This window comes from Streptomyces sp. NPDC005262 (genome assembly GCF_042872425.1).
In the GTDB taxonomy this organism is placed as follows: domain Bacteria; phylum Actinomycetota; class Actinomycetes; order Streptomycetales; family Streptomycetaceae; genus Streptomyces.
In genome coordinates, this window is record NZ_JBIAKK010000017.1 from 163,790 (window position 1) to 180,610 (window position 16,821).

16 protein-coding genes are annotated in these 16,821 nt (G+C 69.8%); 8 read left to right on the plus strand and 8 right to left on the minus strand.

The genetic code is table 11. The annotated features are described in order from the left end of the window. Positions 1-4 precede the first annotated feature (4 nt). Positions 5-1,264, minus strand: a complete 1,260-nt coding sequence (locus tag ACFYP5_RS31750) for a DUF6777 domain-containing protein (protein WP_389042292.1) — start codon at positions 1,262-1,264, stop codon at positions 5-7. Positions 1,265-1,408: 144 nt separating this feature from the next. On the opposite strand from ACFYP5_RS31750, the gene ACFYP5_RS31755 reads away from it, so the two are divergent. Then, positions 1,409-2,689, plus strand: a complete 1,281-nt coding sequence (locus ACFYP5_RS31755; RefSeq protein WP_389042294.1) for a streptophobe family protein — start codon at positions 1,409-1,411, stop codon at positions 2,687-2,689. Positions 2,690-2,709: 20 nt separating this feature from the next. Here ACFYP5_RS31755 and ACFYP5_RS31760 read toward each other — a convergent pair whose 3' ends face one another. From ACFYP5_RS31760 to ACFYP5_RS31785, 6 genes are all read right to left on the minus strand, one after another. After that, positions 2,710-3,753: a serine/threonine-protein kinase gene (locus ACFYP5_RS31760; RefSeq protein ID WP_389042324.1), complete on the minus strand. Its 1,044-nt coding sequence runs from the start codon at positions 3,751-3,753 to the stop codon at positions 2,710-2,712. After that, positions 3,753-4,532, minus strand: coding sequence for a hypothetical protein (locus ACFYP5_RS31765; protein ID WP_389042296.1), 780 nt, complete (start codon positions 4,530-4,532; stop codon positions 3,753-3,755). The genes ACFYP5_RS31760 and ACFYP5_RS31765 overlap by 1 nt, the downstream gene beginning before the upstream one ends. 16 nt (positions 4,533-4,548) lie before the next feature. After that, positions 4,549-6,903 carry an FHA domain-containing protein gene (locus ACFYP5_RS31770; RefSeq protein ID WP_389042298.1) on the minus strand — a complete coding sequence of 785 codons (2,355 nt, stop codon included), beginning with the start codon at positions 6,901-6,903 and terminating at the stop codon, positions 4,549-4,551. Positions 6,904-7,074: 171 nt separating this feature from the next. Further along, positions 7,075-8,715 (minus strand): phosphoglucomutase (alpha-D-glucose-1,6-bisphosphate-dependent), encoded by a 1,641-nt coding sequence (gene pgm / locus ACFYP5_RS31775; protein ID WP_389042299.1) that lies wholly within the window; start codon positions 8,713-8,715, stop codon positions 7,075-7,077. A 47-nt stretch (positions 8,716-8,762) separates the two neighbouring features. After that, positions 8,763-9,509, minus strand: a complete 747-nt coding sequence (locus ACFYP5_RS31780; RefSeq protein ID WP_389042301.1) for a 4'-phosphopantetheinyl transferase family protein — start codon at positions 9,507-9,509, stop codon at positions 8,763-8,765. Positions 9,510-9,720: 211 nt separating this feature from the next. After that, a complete protein-coding gene (locus tag ACFYP5_RS31785) occupies positions 9,721-11,289 on the minus strand; it encodes a tyrosine-type recombinase/integrase (protein ID WP_389042303.1) in 1,569 nt (522 codons plus the stop codon). Positions 11,290-11,434: 145 nt separating this feature from the next. On the opposite strand from ACFYP5_RS31785, the gene ACFYP5_RS31790 reads away from it, so the two are divergent. Both ACFYP5_RS31790 and ACFYP5_RS31795 read left to right on the plus strand, forming a co-directional pair. Beyond that, positions 11,435-11,671, plus strand: a complete 237-nt coding sequence (locus tag ACFYP5_RS31790; RefSeq protein ID WP_389042304.1) for a DNA-binding protein — start codon at positions 11,435-11,437, stop codon at positions 11,669-11,671. Between the two features lie 41 nt (positions 11,672-11,712). Then, positions 11,713-12,672, plus strand: a complete 960-nt coding sequence (locus ACFYP5_RS31795; protein WP_389042306.1) for a recombinase zinc beta ribbon domain-containing protein — start codon at positions 11,713-11,715, stop codon at positions 12,670-12,672. Between the two features lie 16 nt (positions 12,673-12,688). Here ACFYP5_RS31795 and ACFYP5_RS31800 read toward each other — a convergent pair whose 3' ends face one another. Beyond that, positions 12,689-13,663, minus strand: a complete 975-nt coding sequence (locus ACFYP5_RS31800) for a hypothetical protein (RefSeq protein ID WP_389042307.1) — start codon at positions 13,661-13,663, stop codon at positions 12,689-12,691. A 200-nt stretch (positions 13,664-13,863) separates the two neighbouring features. On the opposite strand from ACFYP5_RS31800, the gene ACFYP5_RS31805 reads away from it, so the two are divergent. From ACFYP5_RS31805 to ACFYP5_RS31825, 5 genes are all read left to right on the plus strand, one after another. After that, entirely contained in the window at positions 13,864-14,172 is a 309-nt protein-coding gene (locus ACFYP5_RS31805; protein WP_389042309.1) for a hypothetical protein, read from the plus strand. Positions 14,173-14,694: 522 nt separating this feature from the next. Further along, complete coding sequence (locus tag ACFYP5_RS31810; RefSeq protein WP_389042311.1) at positions 14,695-15,687, plus strand: ParB/RepB/Spo0J family partition protein; 993 nt, start codon at positions 14,695-14,697, stop codon at positions 15,685-15,687. 64 nt (positions 15,688-15,751) lie between these two features. Continuing rightward, a complete protein-coding gene (locus ACFYP5_RS31815; protein ID WP_389042313.1) occupies positions 15,752-15,952 on the plus strand; it encodes a hypothetical protein in 201 nt (66 codons plus the stop codon). Positions 15,953-16,212: 260 nt separating this feature from the next. Then, positions 16,213-16,584: a hypothetical protein gene (locus ACFYP5_RS31820; RefSeq protein WP_389042315.1), complete on the plus strand. Its 372-nt coding sequence runs from the start codon at positions 16,213-16,215 to the stop codon at positions 16,582-16,584. Positions 16,585-16,639: 55 nt separating this feature from the next. Further along, the coding region (locus ACFYP5_RS31825; protein ID WP_389042316.1) for a transposase at positions 16,640-16,821 on the plus strand (182 nt) is incomplete at its 3' end.

Sequence of the window (16,821 nt, forward strand, 5' to 3'; positions counted from 1 at the left end):
GCGGTTACACGGGCCGCCCGGAAGGCGGCGGCTCCGGGGCCGACCGGGACGCCGTCGACTCGATGACGGGCGGCGGACCGGAAGGCTCCTCCGGGGAGGACGGGGACTGCGGAGCCGGCGGCTCGGTGGAAGGGGACTCGGTGGACGGGGACTCGGGGGTCGCAGATCCGCGGGACGGGGACCGGGGAGAGACGGACTCGGAGGGCGGGGACTCCGACGTGTCCGAGGCCGGTGGACACGGCTCCGTGGACTTCCCCTCGGGGGCCGACGGGCAGGGCGACGGCGTGTGCTCGGCGGGCGGCTTCGTCTTCCTGTCGCTGCCGCCGGTGTCACCCGCACCGCGGGTGAACCAGTCGCCGCTCCTCGGGTCGTACATGACGAACTTCTTCACCACACGCGGTGCGGGCTCCACCACCACGACGCCCGAGGAGCGGTACCCGGGCCAGGGCTCACCCTTCACCTCGGGACTGCCCTTCAACGGGACCGGCTCGAGCAGCGGATTGCCGCACGCGCAGCGCACCCGCGGCACGCCGCGGTCGTCGACGAGCACGGCCGTACCGGCCTGAAGCACCGCCTGATAGCTGGTGGCGGAACCGTCCCGGAACCCGTGGTTGGTGACCCGGGTGTCCAACCGCAGCTGGACTGGGGTGAGCGCCCGCAGATAGGTGCCGACGTCGGACGGATCGATACCCAGTACCCCGGCGAAGGCGTCGTTCTTGTCCGGTTCGGCCGTGAGCGCCTTGATCTGCTTCTCCACGTCGCAACTGGCGACCTTACGGGTCCCGCCGTACAGACCCGGGGCCGAGCCGTCCACACCCTGCGTGACGCCCGCCCCGGTCCTGGTCGGGGTGGGCGCCGTGGTCGGTGTCGCCGGGGCGTTGCTGCGCGACGTCGAGTCGGTGAACGGGTCCTGTCCGGCCGCTCTCGCCGGCTGCAGGAAGATTTCGCCGCGTGCCGTGGAACCGCCGTCCGGGCGGATGAAGACGACAGCCATCACGGCCACGGCGATGATCACGGCGGCGATCGTCGCCACCTTGGGCACGGACCGCCACCACGGGCGGCCGGTGCCGCCCCCGCTCGGGCCGCCGGGCCCTGAAGCCCCGCCCGAGCCGCCCGAGCCACCCGAGTCACCGCTGCTCGGCGGCCCGCCGGCGGAGCCGGACGGAGTACCCGGCGGCGGCACGGACGCCGGTTGCGTGGGGCCCGAGAGCGGGCCGGAAGGGGGACCTGTCGGGCGGTCGGGCGATGGCGGTTGGCTGCTCACGGCCTCTTCTTCCCCACGTAAGGATCCGTCCCCCTTTGTTCCCTTATGTGCTCATTGTGTGCGCGCGGACGGCGCGCCTCGCAAGCTGACGCCGTCGGCCCCTCCCAAGGGGCGGTCCGTCGCGCGCGTGCCTAGCGTGGCAGCGTGAGCCAACAGGCATCCAGCGACCGCGACCGTGCGCCGAGACCCGCGCACGGCTGGGGTCACGCACTCGTGACGGTGCTCGCCGGGCTGGTGGTCATGGTCGCCACCGCCGCCCTCGGCCTCTGGGCGGCGGGCGCGGCCGGCCTACCCGGCAACGGCTTCCCGCGCGTCGTCGCGGCCATCGTCGTGATGGCGGCAGGCGGATCCGTCGAGCTCACGGGCAACGCGGGGGACCTCGCCAGGACCCACGCGGAGTTCTCGGTGCTTCCGCTGTCGGTGACCCTGGCCGGAGCCCTGGTGATCGCCGCGGGATTTCTGCGGCCGCTGCGCCACCGGGCCGTTGCCGGCACGCGCGAACTGGCCGGCTGGGCCGCCCGGGTGGCGGTGCTGTGGGCACTGGTCCTCATCGGCCTGTCCGTCCTGGCCAGAGCGAGCTTCGACATTCCCGTGCGCGACATGACGGAGGCGGCCCTCGCGGACCTGCTGGGGGTCTCCCCGAAGGTCGGATTCCGGACCGATGTCCCCCTCACCGTGGTACTCGGCCTGATCTGGCTGGCCGGCATCCTCGTCCTGGCCCTGCTGGTAGCGCGCAGTGCTCCGCTCCCGGGCCGCCTCCTGCGCTTCCAGGAGTCGGTGCGCCCGGCCGCGTACGCGATGGTCGCGCTGCTGCTGGGGTACGTCGTCGTGGGACTGGTGGTCGCACTCGTCGTCCTGGCTGTCCGGGGGCACCCGGCCGACACCTTCGCCGTGATCCTCCTGGGGCTGCCGAACCTGGCCTGGCCCGCCTACACGCTGGGGCTCGGCGCGTCCTGGGAGGGGAAGGTGGATGGTCCCTTCGGGCTGCCGATGCCGCAGATGCTCGACTCGGTACTGCGTACGCCGGACATCTCCACGGTCAATGTCTCCACGCTCGCCGAACAGGACGGCCGGGCGTGGTGGCTGGTCGTCGCCGCCGCCGTGCTGACCGTGGCCGCCGCGTTTCTCATGGCGGTCCGCTCACCGCCACGGGTACGACCCTGGCAGCATGCCGTACACATGGCGGTGGCGCTCGTCCTCACCGTGCTGACCATCTGTCTCGTCGCGAGGGTCTCCGCGCACTACGGCGTGTCACTGCTCGGCATCGGAGACCTCGGCGGCGGCCTCGGCGGTGAGCTGACGCTGCGACCACGGCTGTGGTCCGCACTCGCTGTCGCCGCTCTCTGGGGCCTGGTCACCGGTCTTCTCGGCGGTTTGCTCGCCTCCAGGGTCGACCGGCGCGGAGAAGTGCCGACGAACGGCTGAGACGGGCGCGACCACAGCGCTCAGCGTACGAGCCCCGGGAAAACGGGAAGCGCCCAGTGCGGCGGCGCGGGCGGTGGCTCGGGCCCGGTGGCCCACGCACCGATTCGCTGGTCCACCTGCGTCGGCGGATGGTCCTTCCGCACCGTGCTCCGCGCTGCCGGGCGCAGTGCGGCGATGAACTGCAGACAGGAGTCGTACCGGTCGTCAGGGCTCTTGGCCAGGGCCTTCGCCAGGACGTCGTCGACGGCTGGCGGCAGATCGGGGCGCCGGCCGGTCAGCGGCGGCGGCGGGTCGAACTGATGGGCCCACAGCAGCGCCATGTCGTCGTCCCGCTGGAACGGCGGTACCGCGGCCAACGTCTCGAAGACCACACAGGCCAGGCTGTAGACATCGCACCGGCCGTCCACCGGGCGGCCGGAGATCTGCTCGGGCGCCACGTAGTCGAGGGTGCCGACGAACTGGCCCACCGAGGTGAACCCGGTCAGCGACAGCGACTTCTTCGTCAGCCCGAAGTCCGTGAGGTACACATGCTCCGGGTGGTCGCTGTCCGTGCCCGCATCGACCAGGATGTTTCCGGGTTTGACGTCCCGGTGCACCAGGTCATGGTCATGTGCGGCGTCGAGCGCGGACGCCACCTGCGCGGCGATCCGGACCGCCGCCGCGATCTGCATCGGTCCCTGACGGTCGATGAGGGCGCGCAGGTCCTGGCCGGCGACGTAACGCATCGCGATGTAGAGGATGCCCTCGGTCTCCCCGGCCTCGAAGACCGGCACGATATGCGGATGGTCGATCGAGGCGGCCACCCTCGACTCATGGGTGAACCGCTTCCTGAAGGTGTCGTTGCGGGCGAGTTCGGGGGCGAGCAGCTTGAGCGCGACCGTCCGGTCCAGCCGCAGATCCCTGGCGCGGTACACGACCGCCATGCCGCCGCGGCCGATCTCGCTCTCCACCCGGTAGCCCGCGATACGCCTGCCGAGCAGGTCGGACGGTCGGCCCACGGGCAGATCCGTGGCCTGACGCGGGTCGGGGGAGTGCGGGGGGACCGGCGCAGGGGCGGGGGACATCATGCGTCACCCGTCCGGGTGGGCGGATGGGCGCTGTCCGACCGGGGCTCGTCGACGGGCCACAGAAGCTGTGTCGGCCCGGCATCGGCGGGATCCGCCTGGCGGTATGCGGCCGGCCGCGCGGGGTCGACGATCTGCGTCGGCTCATGCATCTCGTCGGTGCCGGGGTGCACAGGCGCCTCGTTCGGGCGGCCCGGACCGGCCGACGACCGTGCGGGGTCGACGATCTGCGTCGGCTCGGGCTCCGGTGCGTGCATCTCGCCGGTCCCTTGCACAGGCGCCTCGCCCGGGTGGCCCGGACCGGCCGAGGACGCGTACGTACTCAGCTGCGTCCCGTCGCAGTACACCCAGCGCTCGCGTTCGGCGTCGTACAGCCACACCGCCTCGCCGTCGACCACCATGCCCACCCGCAGCCCCTGGGTACGACGGCGGAAGGTCTCCCCGTCGATCCGGCCCTCGGTCAGCTCCTCCGCGGCGCCCCGGTACCGGGCCAGCGACTCCTGGACCCGCGCCATCAGCGGCCGGGGGTCCGCGGTGCGCGCGAGCGGCTGACCGGGCTCCGGCGGGCCGTGCGGCACGGAGACGAGCAGCCGGCCGTCGACCCAGGCCGACCAGCCGTTTGCGCAGAGGATCCGTCCCCAGTCGCCGCGTCGGCCGACCAGCTGGACGGGAAGCAGCGGGTCGAGCGGCTCGGTCGGCCGGGACATGTCGGGCGCCTCCCAGGCGGACATCCCGTCCGATGGGACGACGTGTGTGGGGCGGAACTCCGGTGTCGCCATGGGCTCCCCGCCTCCACTACTTCCGCATGATGACGGGCTCGTGCCGGCGGAGCAGCCGCGCCACCACCAGTCCGAAGACGACCGACAGCACCACCAGCATCCCCATGTTCAGCAGCCACGCCGCCGCGGTGTGGTCGAACAGCGGATCCGAGCTCACCCTTCCCGGCACGATCCTGCCGAGCCCGATGGTCCCGCCCATCGCCGCGAGCGCCCACCGGGACGGCACCAGCCACGCCAGCTGCTCCAGCCCTGGCACACCGTGCAGTTTCAGCAGCGCACCGCAGAAGACGACCTGGACGATCGCGAGGAGCACCAGCAGCGGCATGGTGACCTCCTCCTTGCGCACCAGTGCGGAGACGACCAGACCGAGCATCATCGCCGTGAACGACAACAGGGCCACGGCCAGTGTCATTTCGACCAGCGGCGGCAGGAGAACGCCCTTGCCGCCCGGGGCGTTCAGATCGACGCCCGCCAGGCCGACGAGGGTCAGGACCACGGCCTGCAGCACCGTAATGGTGCCCAGGACAACCACTTTGGACATCAGATACGCCGATCTGGACAGACCGACGGCACGCTCACGCTGATAGATCGCCCGTTCCTTGACCAGCTCCCGTACGGCGTTCGCGGCGCCGGTCAGCACTGCGCCCACACAGAGGATCAGCAGCGCGTTGATCGCAGTGTCCGCGGTCAGTCGGCTGCCGGCCAGGGCCCGGGTCATCGCGCCCATCACGAAAGGCAGAGCGATCATGATGGCCAGGAAGGTCCGGTCGGCGCTCAGCGCGGCGGCGTACCGGCGGACCAGCGTCCGCAGCTGAGCGCCCCCGCTCCGGGTCTTCGGTGGCGGGGCGACCGGCGCGACCGTGGCGTGCGGCAGCCGGGGCTGCGCGGTGGAGTTCGCGATGTACTGCCGGTGGAACGGGGACGCGCGGTACTCCGCCGACCAGTTCCGGTCCCGGTCGATCTCGAACGCCTCGAACGCCTCCGGCCACTGCTCGAACCCGAGGAAGGGCAGCGCATCGTCCGGCGGCCCGTAGTAGGCGGTCTTCCCGCCGGGGGCGAGCACCAGCAGCCGGTCGCAGACATCGAGGCTGAGCACACTGTGCGTGACGACGATGACCGTACGTCCGTCGTCGGCGAGCCCCCGGAGCATGTGCATGACCGAGCGGTCCATGCCGGGGTCGAGCCCCGAGGTCGGCTCGTCGAGAAAGAGCAGCGACGGCTTCGTCAGCAGCTCCAGCGCGACGCTGACGCGCTTGCGCTGGCCGCCGGAGAGGCTGTGGATCGGCTGCTCCGTCCGTTTTTCCAGAGCCAGCTCACGTATCACCTCGGTGACCCGGGCCCGGCGTTCGGACGGGTCGGTGTCGTGGGGGAAGCGGAGCTCGGCGGCGTATCCGAGGGCGCGGTGCACGGTCAGCTGGGAGTGCAGGATGTCGTCCTGCGGGACGAGCCCGATGCGATGGCGCAGCTCGGCGTAATCGTGGTAGAGGTCTCGGCCGTCGTAGAGGACGCTGCCCTCGTCGGCCGGCCGGAGGCCGGTCAGCGCGTTGAGCAGGGTGGATTTGCCGGAGCCGCTCGGACCCACCACGCCGAGCAGACACTTCTCGCCGACCGGGAAGGAGACGTCGTCGAGCAGCTTCTTGCGGCCGCCCTCCACGGTGACCGCCAGGTCCTGTACATCGAGGGAGACCTCACCGGTGTCGACGAACTCCTGCAGTACGTCGCCGACCAGAGAGAACTCGGAGTGACCGATGCCGACGATGTCACCGGCGGCGACCGGGGCGCGGCCGACCAGTTGCCCGTTCAGATAGGTGCCGTTGTGCGAGCCGAGGTCGACGATCTCGTACGTGCCGTCCGGATGTGCCCGCAGTTCGGCGTGCCGGTGCGAGACGGTCAGGTCGTTGACGACGAGGTCGTTGTCGGCGCTGCGGCCGATACGGACGGTATGGACGGGCCGCGGACGCACGGTGGTCGGCTGCCGGAACGTTCCGGTGGCCGCGGGCATGGAGACCGCGGACGGGCGGTCGGCCGGGTGCAGCGCGGGGGGCGGCGGTTCCTGGCCGACCAGAACGGCACACGGCCCGTCCGCGGGGTGACCGAACCGGATGACGCTGCCGGGGCCAACGCCCGACTCATGGATGCGCTTGCCCCCGGTGTACGTACCGTTCGTGCTGTTCTCGTCCTCCAGGGACCAGTGGTCGGCCACCGGCCGGAGCACCGCATGGTGCCACGACACCCGGACATCGTCGATGACGATGTCGCTCAGGGGGTCGCGGCCGACGTGGTAATCCCGGCTCGGACTCATCACCGTGGGTCCTGCATCGGTTTCGAGCACGAGTTCGGGCGCGGTCGACGTGACAGGCCGGTCTACCATGCTCGAATTCTATCTATTGGTCCCTTTATGTGCTTGTGGGTCACTGCCGCTATTTCCCGCCGCAGCGGCACATACAGCCTTCACGACGGAGCCACCTCCCGCGTCACCACAGAGCCGCCTCCTGCGGCGGCCGAGGTCACGGGAGGCGGCTCTTCGTCGTCGCGAACGGACTCAGGCGCCCAGGGCGGCTGAGACGACCGCCTTGGCCTCGTCCTGCACCCGGACGAGGTGATCGGAGCCCAGGAACGACTCCGCGTAGATCTTGTAGACGTCCTCGGTGCCCGAAGGGCGGGCGGCGAACCAGGCGTTCTCCGTGGTCACCTTGATGCCGCCGATCGGTGCGCCGTTGCCCGGAGCCGAGGTGAGCACCGCCGTGACCGGTTCGCCGGCCAGTGAATCGGCAGTGATCTGCTCCGGCGAGAGCCTGGCGAGCACCGCCTTCTGCTCGCGATCGGCGGGGGCGTCGATGCGGGCGTACGCGGGCTCACCGAAGCGCGCGGTGAGTGCCGCGTACTGCTCCGACGGGGACTTCTCCGTCACCGCGAGGATCTCCGACGCCAGCAGCGCCAGGATGATGCCGTCCTTGTCGGTCGTCCAGACCGAACCGTCACGGCGCAGGAACGACGCACCGGCCGACTCCTCGCCGCCGAACCCGAACGACCCGTCGACCAGACCGTCCACGAACCACTTGAAACCGACCGGCACCTCGACGAGCTGCCGTCCGAGATCGGCAGCGACCCGGTCGATCATCCCCGACGACACCAGAGTCTTGCCGACGCCCGCCGCGGCCGGCCACTGTGCGCGGTGTGCGAACAGGTAGTTGATGGCTACCGAGAGGTAGTGGTTCGGGTTCATCAGCCCGGCGTCCGGGGTGACGATGCCGTGCCGGTCGGCATCCGCGTCGTTACCGGTCGCGATCCGGTAGCGGTCGCGCTGCTCGATCAGCGACGCCATCGCGTACGGCGAGGAACAGTCCATCCGGATCTTGCCGTCCCAGTCCAGCGACATGAACCGCCAGGTGGGGTCGGTCAGCGGATTGACGACCGTGAGATCGAGCCGGTGCTGTTCGGCGATGCGGCCCCAGTACGCGACCGATGCGCCACCCAGCGGGTCCGCACCGATCCTCACCCCGGCGGCACGGACCGCGTCGAGGTCGAGCACGGACGGCAGATCCGCCACGTAACTGCCGAGGAAGTCGTACGTCGACGTGGTCGGCGCCGCCAGCGCGCGGACATACGGCAACCGCCGCACCTCCTTCATGCCGGCCGCGATGATCTCGTTGGCGCGCTCCTGGATCCAGCCGGTCGCCTCGGATCCGGCCGGGCCGCCGTTCGGCGGGTTGTACTTGAACCCGCCGTCGCCGGGCGGGTTGTGGGACGGCGTCACCACCACACCGTCGGCGAGACCCGACGTACGGCCCCGGTTGTGGGTGAGGATGGCGTGCGACACCGCCGGGGTCGGCGTGTAGCCGTCGGCGGAGTCGATCAGCACCGTCACGTCGTTGGCGGCGAACACCTCGATGGCGGTGACCCGAGCGGGCTCCGACAGCGCATGGGTGTCCGCCCCCAGGAACAGCGGGCCGTCCGTGCCCTGTGAGGCCCGGTACTCGCTGATGGCCTGGCTGGTCGCGGCGATGTGGTCCTCGTTGAACGCGGTGGCCGTCGACGAACCGCGGTGACCGGAGGTGCCGAACGTGACCCGCTGGTCCGGCTCGGCCGGATCGGGGTGCAGCGTGTAATACGCCGTCACCAGTCGCGCCACATCGGTGAGGTCCTCCGGCCGCGCCTGCTGTCCAGCTCGTTCGTGCGGCATCTGCCCACTCCTCCGTATCGGTCGGTCGTCCTGCTCTGCCCGCCGGATCATTTTCGCCGGTGGCCGTCCGCGACCGGTGGCTGCCCCGCCGCACGGACGGCCACCGCGGCCGCATAGCCGGCCGGAACCAGCACATCGGCGACCGTCCAGCCCGCCGGCCCGGGCCGCGGCACCGGCCCGGTGCCCAGATGGTCGAGGGAGAGGTCGCGTGCCAGTCCGATGCCCTCGCCCTTGAGATACGCCTCCTTGCGCGTCCAGGCCCGGGCGAAGGCCACGGGCCGGTCCGACGCAGGGAGCGCCGCCAGCTCCCGGGACTCCGCCGGATGCAGCATCGCTCCGACCTCCGCCGCGGCCTCACTGCCCGGTACGGCCTCCACATCGACGCCCAGCGGCACGTCGGCGAACGCGAGCAGCGACAGGTCCCGGCTGTGCGAGAGCGAGAAGTGCACACCACCGTCGGTCGCGGGGCGGCCGTGCGGACCGCCGCAGGACGGGCACGGCTCGCGGACCATCCGTACGTCGCGGGGTTCGATGCCCAGCCGGGCACCGAGCAGTATCCGCAGCGCCACATGGGCCGCGACGTAGCAGCGGCGGTCGGCCGATGCGACAAAGCTCTCGGCGCGCCGCTGTTCCCCGGCATCGAGGATCCCGGGGGCCACCCGCTCGGCACGGTCACCGTGCCGCACGGCATCCACGATCCACAGGGCGGGTATCCGGGCAGGCCATGACGGCAGCGCAGCCCGGCTGCCGTCCTCCGGCTCGAACTCGATGGGCTGATGCACAGGTCGAGTCATCCATTCACCTGACGAGCGCCGTGAGGAAGCGTTGGGCTCGGATCCCCATCCCGCAGAGGCTCACGAGGAAAAGCCAAGGCTATACCCTGTGACCTGGACATTTATCACTTCCTTGATCGGCTTTTGGTCTAAACCACTCGTCGATTGGGTTCGATGATGGTTCAAGGGGGCCAGAAGGGGGCCTCCGTGGGGGAGAGGGGCCCCCACCCCGTCAGGCCGCCTCTTCGCCCCGTCCCTTGGGCGCCTTCTTCCTCTTCTTCTTTGCCTTCTTCGTGGCCTTCTTGTTCTTCTGGGCGCGGAACGCGGTGATCAGGTCGAGGGAGGCCGAGGCGGTCGCGGCATGCATGTCGGGCAGCACCGTCTGGTAGGTGTCGGTCGTCATCCGCATCGAGGAGTGCCCCAGCATCGCGTGGACGGCCTTGGGGGCGACGCCGGCGGCCAGCGCGAGACTCGCGGCCTCGTGGCGGCCGTCGTGGAGTCGGATCGGCGGCAGGCCGGACAGCTTGACGAGCCGTACCCAGCGGTCGGAGAAGGCCTGTGGGTGGTACACGTCGCCGTCTTCCCGGGTGAAGACACGGTTGCCCGAGTCCTTCCAGGACTTGTGCTTTTCCCACTCGGCGCGCTCGGTGCGCTGCTTCTTGCGCCACGCTTTGAGTAGCCTCACCGAGTCGCGGTTGAGCTTGATGTCCCGGATGCTGTCGGCTTTCGGGGTGTCCTCGTGAATCTCGGAGGAGATCGACACCAGTTGCTCTGTGATGTGAATGACTTCCTCGTCCAGGTCGACTTCGTCCCAGGTGAGCGCAGCCAGTTCGCCGCGGCGCAGGCCGTGGAAGAGGATCAGATGCCAGCCGGGGAATTGCCGGTCCATGACGATGAAGTCCAGGAACTGAGCGGTTTGCTCCAGGGTCCACACCATGACTGGCGACGGTTTCTGGCCGGTGCGCTTCCAGTTGGCGACGCGCGGGGCGGTCCACGCCAGCGCGCGGGGCTTGACGACTTTGGGGAGGGTGAGGAACGCCGCGTAGTTCTTGGCGATCAGCTCTTCCTTGAGGGCGTCGCTGAGCGCGGAGGACAAGGTGGTCTTGATGCTGAGCATGGTGGCTGGGCCGGTGGTCCGCTGCAGGCGCTGGCGCTGGGCCAGGTGCTCGTCGCGGGCGGTTGTCCAGATGGCGCGCAGTCGGGCGCGCTCGTTCTTTTCGGTCAGGGTGGCGACCGGGGCGGTTCGCCATGCCTGGGAAGCGGCGTCGGCAGTTGCCTGGAGTTCCTGCACGCGGGTCCGGTGTTCCGCGCGCCGTTCGTTGTCTGTGATGATCCAGTCGAAGATGGCCTGGCAGTGTCGGGCGCGCAGGTCGCGCAGCTTCAAGGCGCCGAGGTGGGGGACCAGGTACAGCTCGATGTCCCGCTCGTACTCGTGGGCGGTGGTCCGCTTGAGTCCGGCCTTCTTCTTCTTGATCCAGCGGGTGAGGAACTGGGCCACGGTCTCGTCCGACAGGACGTTCACGCCGGCTTTGGAGGCCCGCCAGACTTCCTCGGCCTGACGCGCGGCTTCTTCCTGGGTGCGGAAGCCGCCCTCGCGGGCCCGCTTGCGCTCGCCGTCGCCGCTGCGCTCGAGCTCGATCTGGTAGAACCACGAGCCGTGGTTGCGCTCCGTGAGCCGCGGGCAGTTGCGGTCCAGGCGGCCGGTCTTGTGCTCGCCGGCGTCGGTGAGGACGGGATCGCCATCCCTATTGAACAGTGGCCCGTGACAGGTGCATCTCTTGTACGTCTTCTCTTCGAACAAAGTCCCCCCAAGTTCTTCGCCGGAACATCACCATCAGTGCACATTCTTGCCTAGTCGTACCTGCTGGGGCTGCTTGTTTCACGGCCTCCGTGTATCGTGATCGGCGGTTGGCGCGGGGGAGAACGTGGCAACTTTCATGGCAACGATGAGCATGACGACGGCTGTCGATCAGCGCGGAATGAGCTTGGACGAGGTCCTGGCACTGCCCGCGACCGTCAACGTCGTGACCGCCGCCCGCGCGCTGGGCATCGGACACAACAAGGCGTACGACCTGATCAAGGCTGGACTGTTCCCTGTGCGGACTCTGTCGATGGGGAACACAGTGCGCATACCCACAGCAGCCTTGTGGGAGGCGCTGGGGGTCGGCTCGCTGCGACAGTGACAGACGTCTGCGGGCCGCTGAGTTGAATTGGGAACGGTGGCATGCCGCGCTTGTACGGCTTCGACAACCAGGCCCTGACGCGTGTACGCGCCCAGGAGCGGCAGGTCGTGCGCGAAGCCGTCGGCCGAATCCGTGCGGGCCAGTCGCAGGCTGAGGTCGCGGCCTGGATGACCGCCGAGGGCCACCGCGGGACCATGGGTGGCGAGTGGACCTCCATGACGCTCGGCCGCCTGCTGGACAACCCCGCGATCGCTGGGCTTGAACGCATTCCCGACAGTGGCGAGCTGTGCGAGACCGGTCGCGAGGGGCTGATCACGCCGGAGGAGTTCCGGTGGCTGCAGCAGCGCCCCGGCCGGCGCGGCAGTGTCCGCGCGGCCGCGCCGCGCGAGGAGGACTACGAATACCTGTTCAGCGAGGGGCTGACGGTGTGCGCCGACTGCGGTCAGCGCATGACGGGCAGCCGCACGGGCGCGGGGACGCCGTCATACCGGTGCCAGTCCAACTTCGAGGGGCGCGGCGGGTGCGGGAAGGTCCGCATCAATGCGCCGCGCCTTGAGGACTACGTCGCCGAGTACGTGCTTGGCGAACTGTCCCGGCCGGGCGCGCAGGCCGCGCTGGAGGCGGCCCGCAGGGCGATGGCTGCGGAGGCGCAGCAGGTGGTCGTCCGGATCGCTTCTCTGGAGGGGAAGCGCACCGAGCTGGCCGCGCCCTACGCGGAGGGGCAGCTCTCGCGGGACTCATTCGTCGCCGCGGACCGGCGTATCGGCCGGGACTTGAAGACCGAGCGGGCGCGGCTGCGCTACCTGGAGCAGGGCGCCGAAGTGCCGTTGGGCGGGGTCGAGGATCTGGCCCGCTGGTGGGAGCATGCGCCGTTCGCCTCCAAGCGGGGCTTGGTGCTGCTGCTGGTGGAGAAGATCCAGGTCCACCCGGCGCGTGCCCGGGGTGTGCGGGCTGTGGACGACCGGGTGACGCTGATCTGGCGTACCGCCCTCGCCGCGTAGACGGCGCGCTTGACTGTCAGTCGTGCACGTCGTGGTCCGGGGATCCGGCCCACCAGTAGATGACCTCGTTCAGCGTCTCGACGCCTAGTTTCACGCGTAGTTCGCGCAGCTGGTTGTTGAGCCAGGCCGCGCTGATGCCGACGTTCTTCGCCGCCCGCTTCTGGTTGCGGCCCAGGCACAGTTCGCGCAGGACCGCCCGCTGGGTGGCGTTGGTGGTCAGGCCCTCCTCCTGGCAGGCCGCCCGGGCGCCCAGCCACAGGTCGGCGCGCTCCCAGAACAGGTCGAAGACGTGGGCGAGCCGTGCGACCACCAGCGGATCGGTGATCATGACGGCTTCGTCGGGGGATCCCTCGCCCTCGTCGGTGTACACGGGGATGAACGCGACGCGGCGGTCGAAGATGATGCTGCGCGGGAACCGGCCCTGGATGGTGCGGATTTCCCCGCCGACGGCGGCCATGTCCCTGGCCCAGTTGCCGATGGCTGTCACACGGCGCACGGAGGCGTTGTAGATCGTGCGCATCGCCAGGCCGCGGCACAGCCCGGCGCGGTCGCGTTCGAATGAGAGCTGCAGGTCCTCGGGCTTGCGGGAGCCGGGTTGGGCAGCTGCGACCTCTTTGCGGGCGGCACTGTGTTCGGCGGCGATGCGCTCGTTGATGAGCTTGCGGCCGACCAGGTGCTGCACCAAGTCGTCGGGAGCCCGGGTCTCCTGGTAGCGGTCCCGGAGGTTCACCAGAACGTCCGGCATCGCTCCCGCGAACGCGGTCAGCGCCGACATGTGGGTGTGCACGATCTGCATCATCTGTAGTGCGGCGTGGCGCGGTTGGACGGGAGTGTAGGTGTCCGCCGTGAACGGATAGGCAACCGCCAGGCCGGAGTTCAAAAGTGAGTCAAGTCCCGCAGTCTCAGGGGCGAGTGTCTCGCCGTCGAGTATTCGCTGGTAAGCGGTGACCGCGGGTTCGGACAGATCCGGCAGGTCGGGAACTTGTGACACCTAACGACCCCTGATTTGTGCGACTGGTGAAAATACCGCAATGGCTGTTCTTGATCTTTTCACAAGTCCACTACAAAGTTGCGACTTGGGCGACGCTTGTACGCCGCACGTAGCTAACCGGGGGGTGGGGCAGCCCAGTTGCTGCCGCTACTGCCGTCGCGCGCCCGCTTTGCTCTCGTCGTTGCCAAGTAAGGGTTCCCATGGTCATTTCCCGAACTGCCCGCATCGTCGCTGCTGGCGGGCTGGCCGTACTGGCCGGATTCTTCGCGGCCGGGCAGGTCCACGCGCAGGCTGACATCGTTGCCAGGGACACCACATGGTCCTCCCCGGTGGGCACCATCCCGGGTCCGCCTGCTGAGACGATCCCGGCTTCGGATGACACCACGTGGTCGGTTCCGGCCGACCCCACCCCGGCCCCGGATGGCACCACCTCGAAGTCCCCTGTCGACGGCGGGCTCGGCGACGGCCCGATCCTGGCCACCCCGAATGACACGACCTGGGGCTGGTAGTCCACCAGCGGTGGCTGGCCGGGCGTTGTAGGGGGCCCTACGGGCTCTCGGGGTACGTCAAGCCGGCCACCTTCGGGGGAACTTGCTCGACCGCACCGCGCTGGGAACCTACGCGCGGTGCAGGTGTCAGGGGACGGCGATTGGGGCGGGGACCCTGCCCCAGGGGGAGGATCTAAGTGGCGATCGATCCGGCACGCATCCGCAGGCGCATGGAGGAGGCCGAGGAGTCTGGCCGACGCACTCTGGGGGTCGAGGAGGCTCGCGCAGCGTTGTGCGTGCTGGCCGTGGTGGTGGACGGGGGGCCGCAGGAAGAGCTGTGCAGCTGCAGGGTGGCGCGGGTGAAGCAGGCGAGTTGATCGGCTCTCACATGAGTAGGGGCGGGCATCGGTCGGTGCCCGCCCCTACTCATACCCTGACCTGGGGTTATGGCAGAAATTCTTCTGGCCTTAACCAAGAAAAGCGGTAGAATAAGGGCATGAGGAGGGGAATGGCCCCCTCCCGACCGGCCTCTTGGAGCAAGCCGTGACGATCCGGACCATCGCAGTCGACAAGATCCACCGCAATGAGCGTCAGCCCCGCGAGTACTTCGACGAGGCGGCCCTGAAGGAGCTCGCCGACTCCATCGTGCGGTTCGGCCTCATGCAGCCGATCGAGGTCCGCCGCGACAGCGACGCCGGCGGCTTCGAGATCGTCGCGGGCGAGCGCCGCTGGCGCGCCCACCAGGTCGCCGGGATCGCCCAGATCAAGTGCATCATCACCGACGACGACCTGAGCACCCTGGAGCGGTTCAAGCGGTCGGTCGCCGAGAACATCAACCGCGCCGACATGACGCCGATGGAGGAGGCCAAGGCGTTCCGCCGCATCCTGGACGACCAGGAGGACGCCGGGCCGGGCGACGTCGCCAAGGAGTTCGGCAAGTCCACCCAGTACGTGAACCTGCGCCTCGCCCTGCTCGACCTCACCGAAGAAGTCCAGCAGCACGTCAACTCCGGCGCCATCGGCACCCAGGCCGCCGTGCAGATCGCGGCCCTGACCCCCGGCAACCAGCGGGCAGTCATGCACAAGTGGGCCAAGGGCGCCTTCAGCGGCGACAATGAGCTGGTCCACTTCGCCTACGCGCTGAAGCAGCAGCAGAACCAGACCTTCGCGCTGATCCTGGAGGACATGAGCGAAGAGGAGCGCGAGGAGCGGCAGCGCGAGCGCACCACCACCCGCAGGAACATCGACAACATCGAGCGCGTGCGGGGCCTGTTGGAGGACCTGGCCAAAGCCGACCCGCAGAAGCTCGCCCTGGCCCTGGAGGGCGAAGTCGGCGCCCGCCTGGAGCAGATGGACCGGGTGGCCGACGCCGTACAGAAGGCCCGTTTCAACCTGCGGCAGGCCAAAGCCCACGCCGATGCCCGTGACATCGTCCTCAACCCCGACGCCGAGGCCAAGCGCCTCGCCGTCCCGGCCCAGCCCAAGCCGACCGAGCCCGCCCCGCCGACCAAGGCGGAGCTCGTTCCCACCGCCTGACCTGCCACGGCCCGCCCCCGCCCCGGGGGCGGGCCGCCCGCCTGCACCAACCAAGGAGAGCCCCGTGAGCGACAGCATCGAAGGCCGCGACTGGCTGCGCATGAAGCGCGGCGACTTCACCGGCCGCACCAAGGCCAACCAGGACGCCCTATTCCTCGTCGACGAGCCCGACCCCTGCGGCACCGAGGCCCTGGACGGCCTCGGCTTCGGCGCCGCTCTGTGGGCCGACCAGCGCGACAGGCCGGCGATCACCCCGGAGGCTTAGATGTGCCACAACATTGAATCGTGGTACGTTCTGCGCGTTGATCGGGAACGGCTGCAGCCGCGGGACCGGCCCATCAACAACGCCGTGGCATGCGGCATCCCCCTTCGGTGTCTGGCGGGTGGCAACCCCCCCGCGCCCTACCCGCCAGACGCCGGCGCCGCCCATGCGGAGCCACTCGGGGACGCCGCTCCACGCACCCGCGATTGGACCCGCCCGGCCCTCCAGGCCGGGCGGGTCGTCGCGTACTCAGGAGAGACATCGTGACGACTGCGACCTATCGCACCGACCACGCCGCCGACCCCGAGCTGTACGAGCGGCTCATGCGCGAACGCTATGGACCGCTGCCGAAGCTCCTGGCCGAATTGACCCGGCCCAGGCCCGAACCACCCGTCCGGAGAAGAACGAAGATGCCCGCGCTGTCACCGACCATCCATGAGCCCAACCCCGACCCGAACGCCGACGAGCACTACGCCGAGCTGGCGGCCGGGATCGAGGAGGCCGGGATCGGCCGCCACCGCCCTGCCCGGAGCGCCGAGCCGGAGCGCACCCCGCCGTTCCCCGGCGCGACGTGGTGCAAGTCCTGCGACAGCTGGTGCACGCCGCAAGGCATGTGCCGCTGCAACAACCGCTAGGCACTGTTTCTTGGATCTCCTGACGTAGGTGGGGTGTTGAGGCCAGGCTGGCTGCATGGGGCGTGGTGATCTGACGAATGAGGAGTGGGATCGACTGGAGTCATTCCTGCCTCGCGGTGGTGCGCGCGGGGGTCGGTGGAGTGATCACCGTCGGGTGATCAACGGGGTGCTCTACCGGGTGCGGACAGGTGTGCAGTGGCGGGATCTGCCGGAACGGTTCGGGCCGTGGGAGACGGT

Bases quoted from the DNA above. Each gene is read 5' to 3' on its own strand.
- ACFYP5_RS31760 (WP_389042324.1), bottom strand. From the start codon at position 3,753: ATGTCCCCCGCCCCTGCGCCGGTCCCCCCGCACTCCCCCGACCCGCGT.
- ACFYP5_RS31765 (WP_389042296.1), bottom strand. From the start codon at position 4,532: ATGGCGACACCGGAGTTCCGCCCCACACACGTCGTCCCATCGGACGGG.
- ACFYP5_RS31770 (WP_389042298.1), bottom strand. From the start codon at position 6,903: ATGGTAGACCGGCCTGTCACGTCGACCGCGCCCGAACTCGTGCTCGAA.
- pgm (WP_389042299.1), bottom strand. From the start codon at position 8,715: ATGCCGCACGAACGAGCTGGACAGCAGGCGCGGCCGGAGGACCTCACC.
- ACFYP5_RS31780 (WP_389042301.1), bottom strand. From the start codon at position 9,509: ATGACTCGACCTGTGCATCAGCCCATCGAGTTCGAGCCGGAGGACGGC.
- ACFYP5_RS31790 (WP_389042304.1), top strand. From the start codon at position 11,435: ATGAGCATGACGACGGCTGTCGATCAGCGCGGAATGAGCTTGGACGAG.
- ACFYP5_RS31795 (WP_389042306.1), top strand. From the start codon at position 11,713: ATGCCGCGCTTGTACGGCTTCGACAACCAGGCCCTGACGCGTGTACGC.
- ACFYP5_RS31805 (WP_389042309.1), top strand. From the start codon at position 13,864: ATGGTCATTTCCCGAACTGCCCGCATCGTCGCTGCTGGCGGGCTGGCC.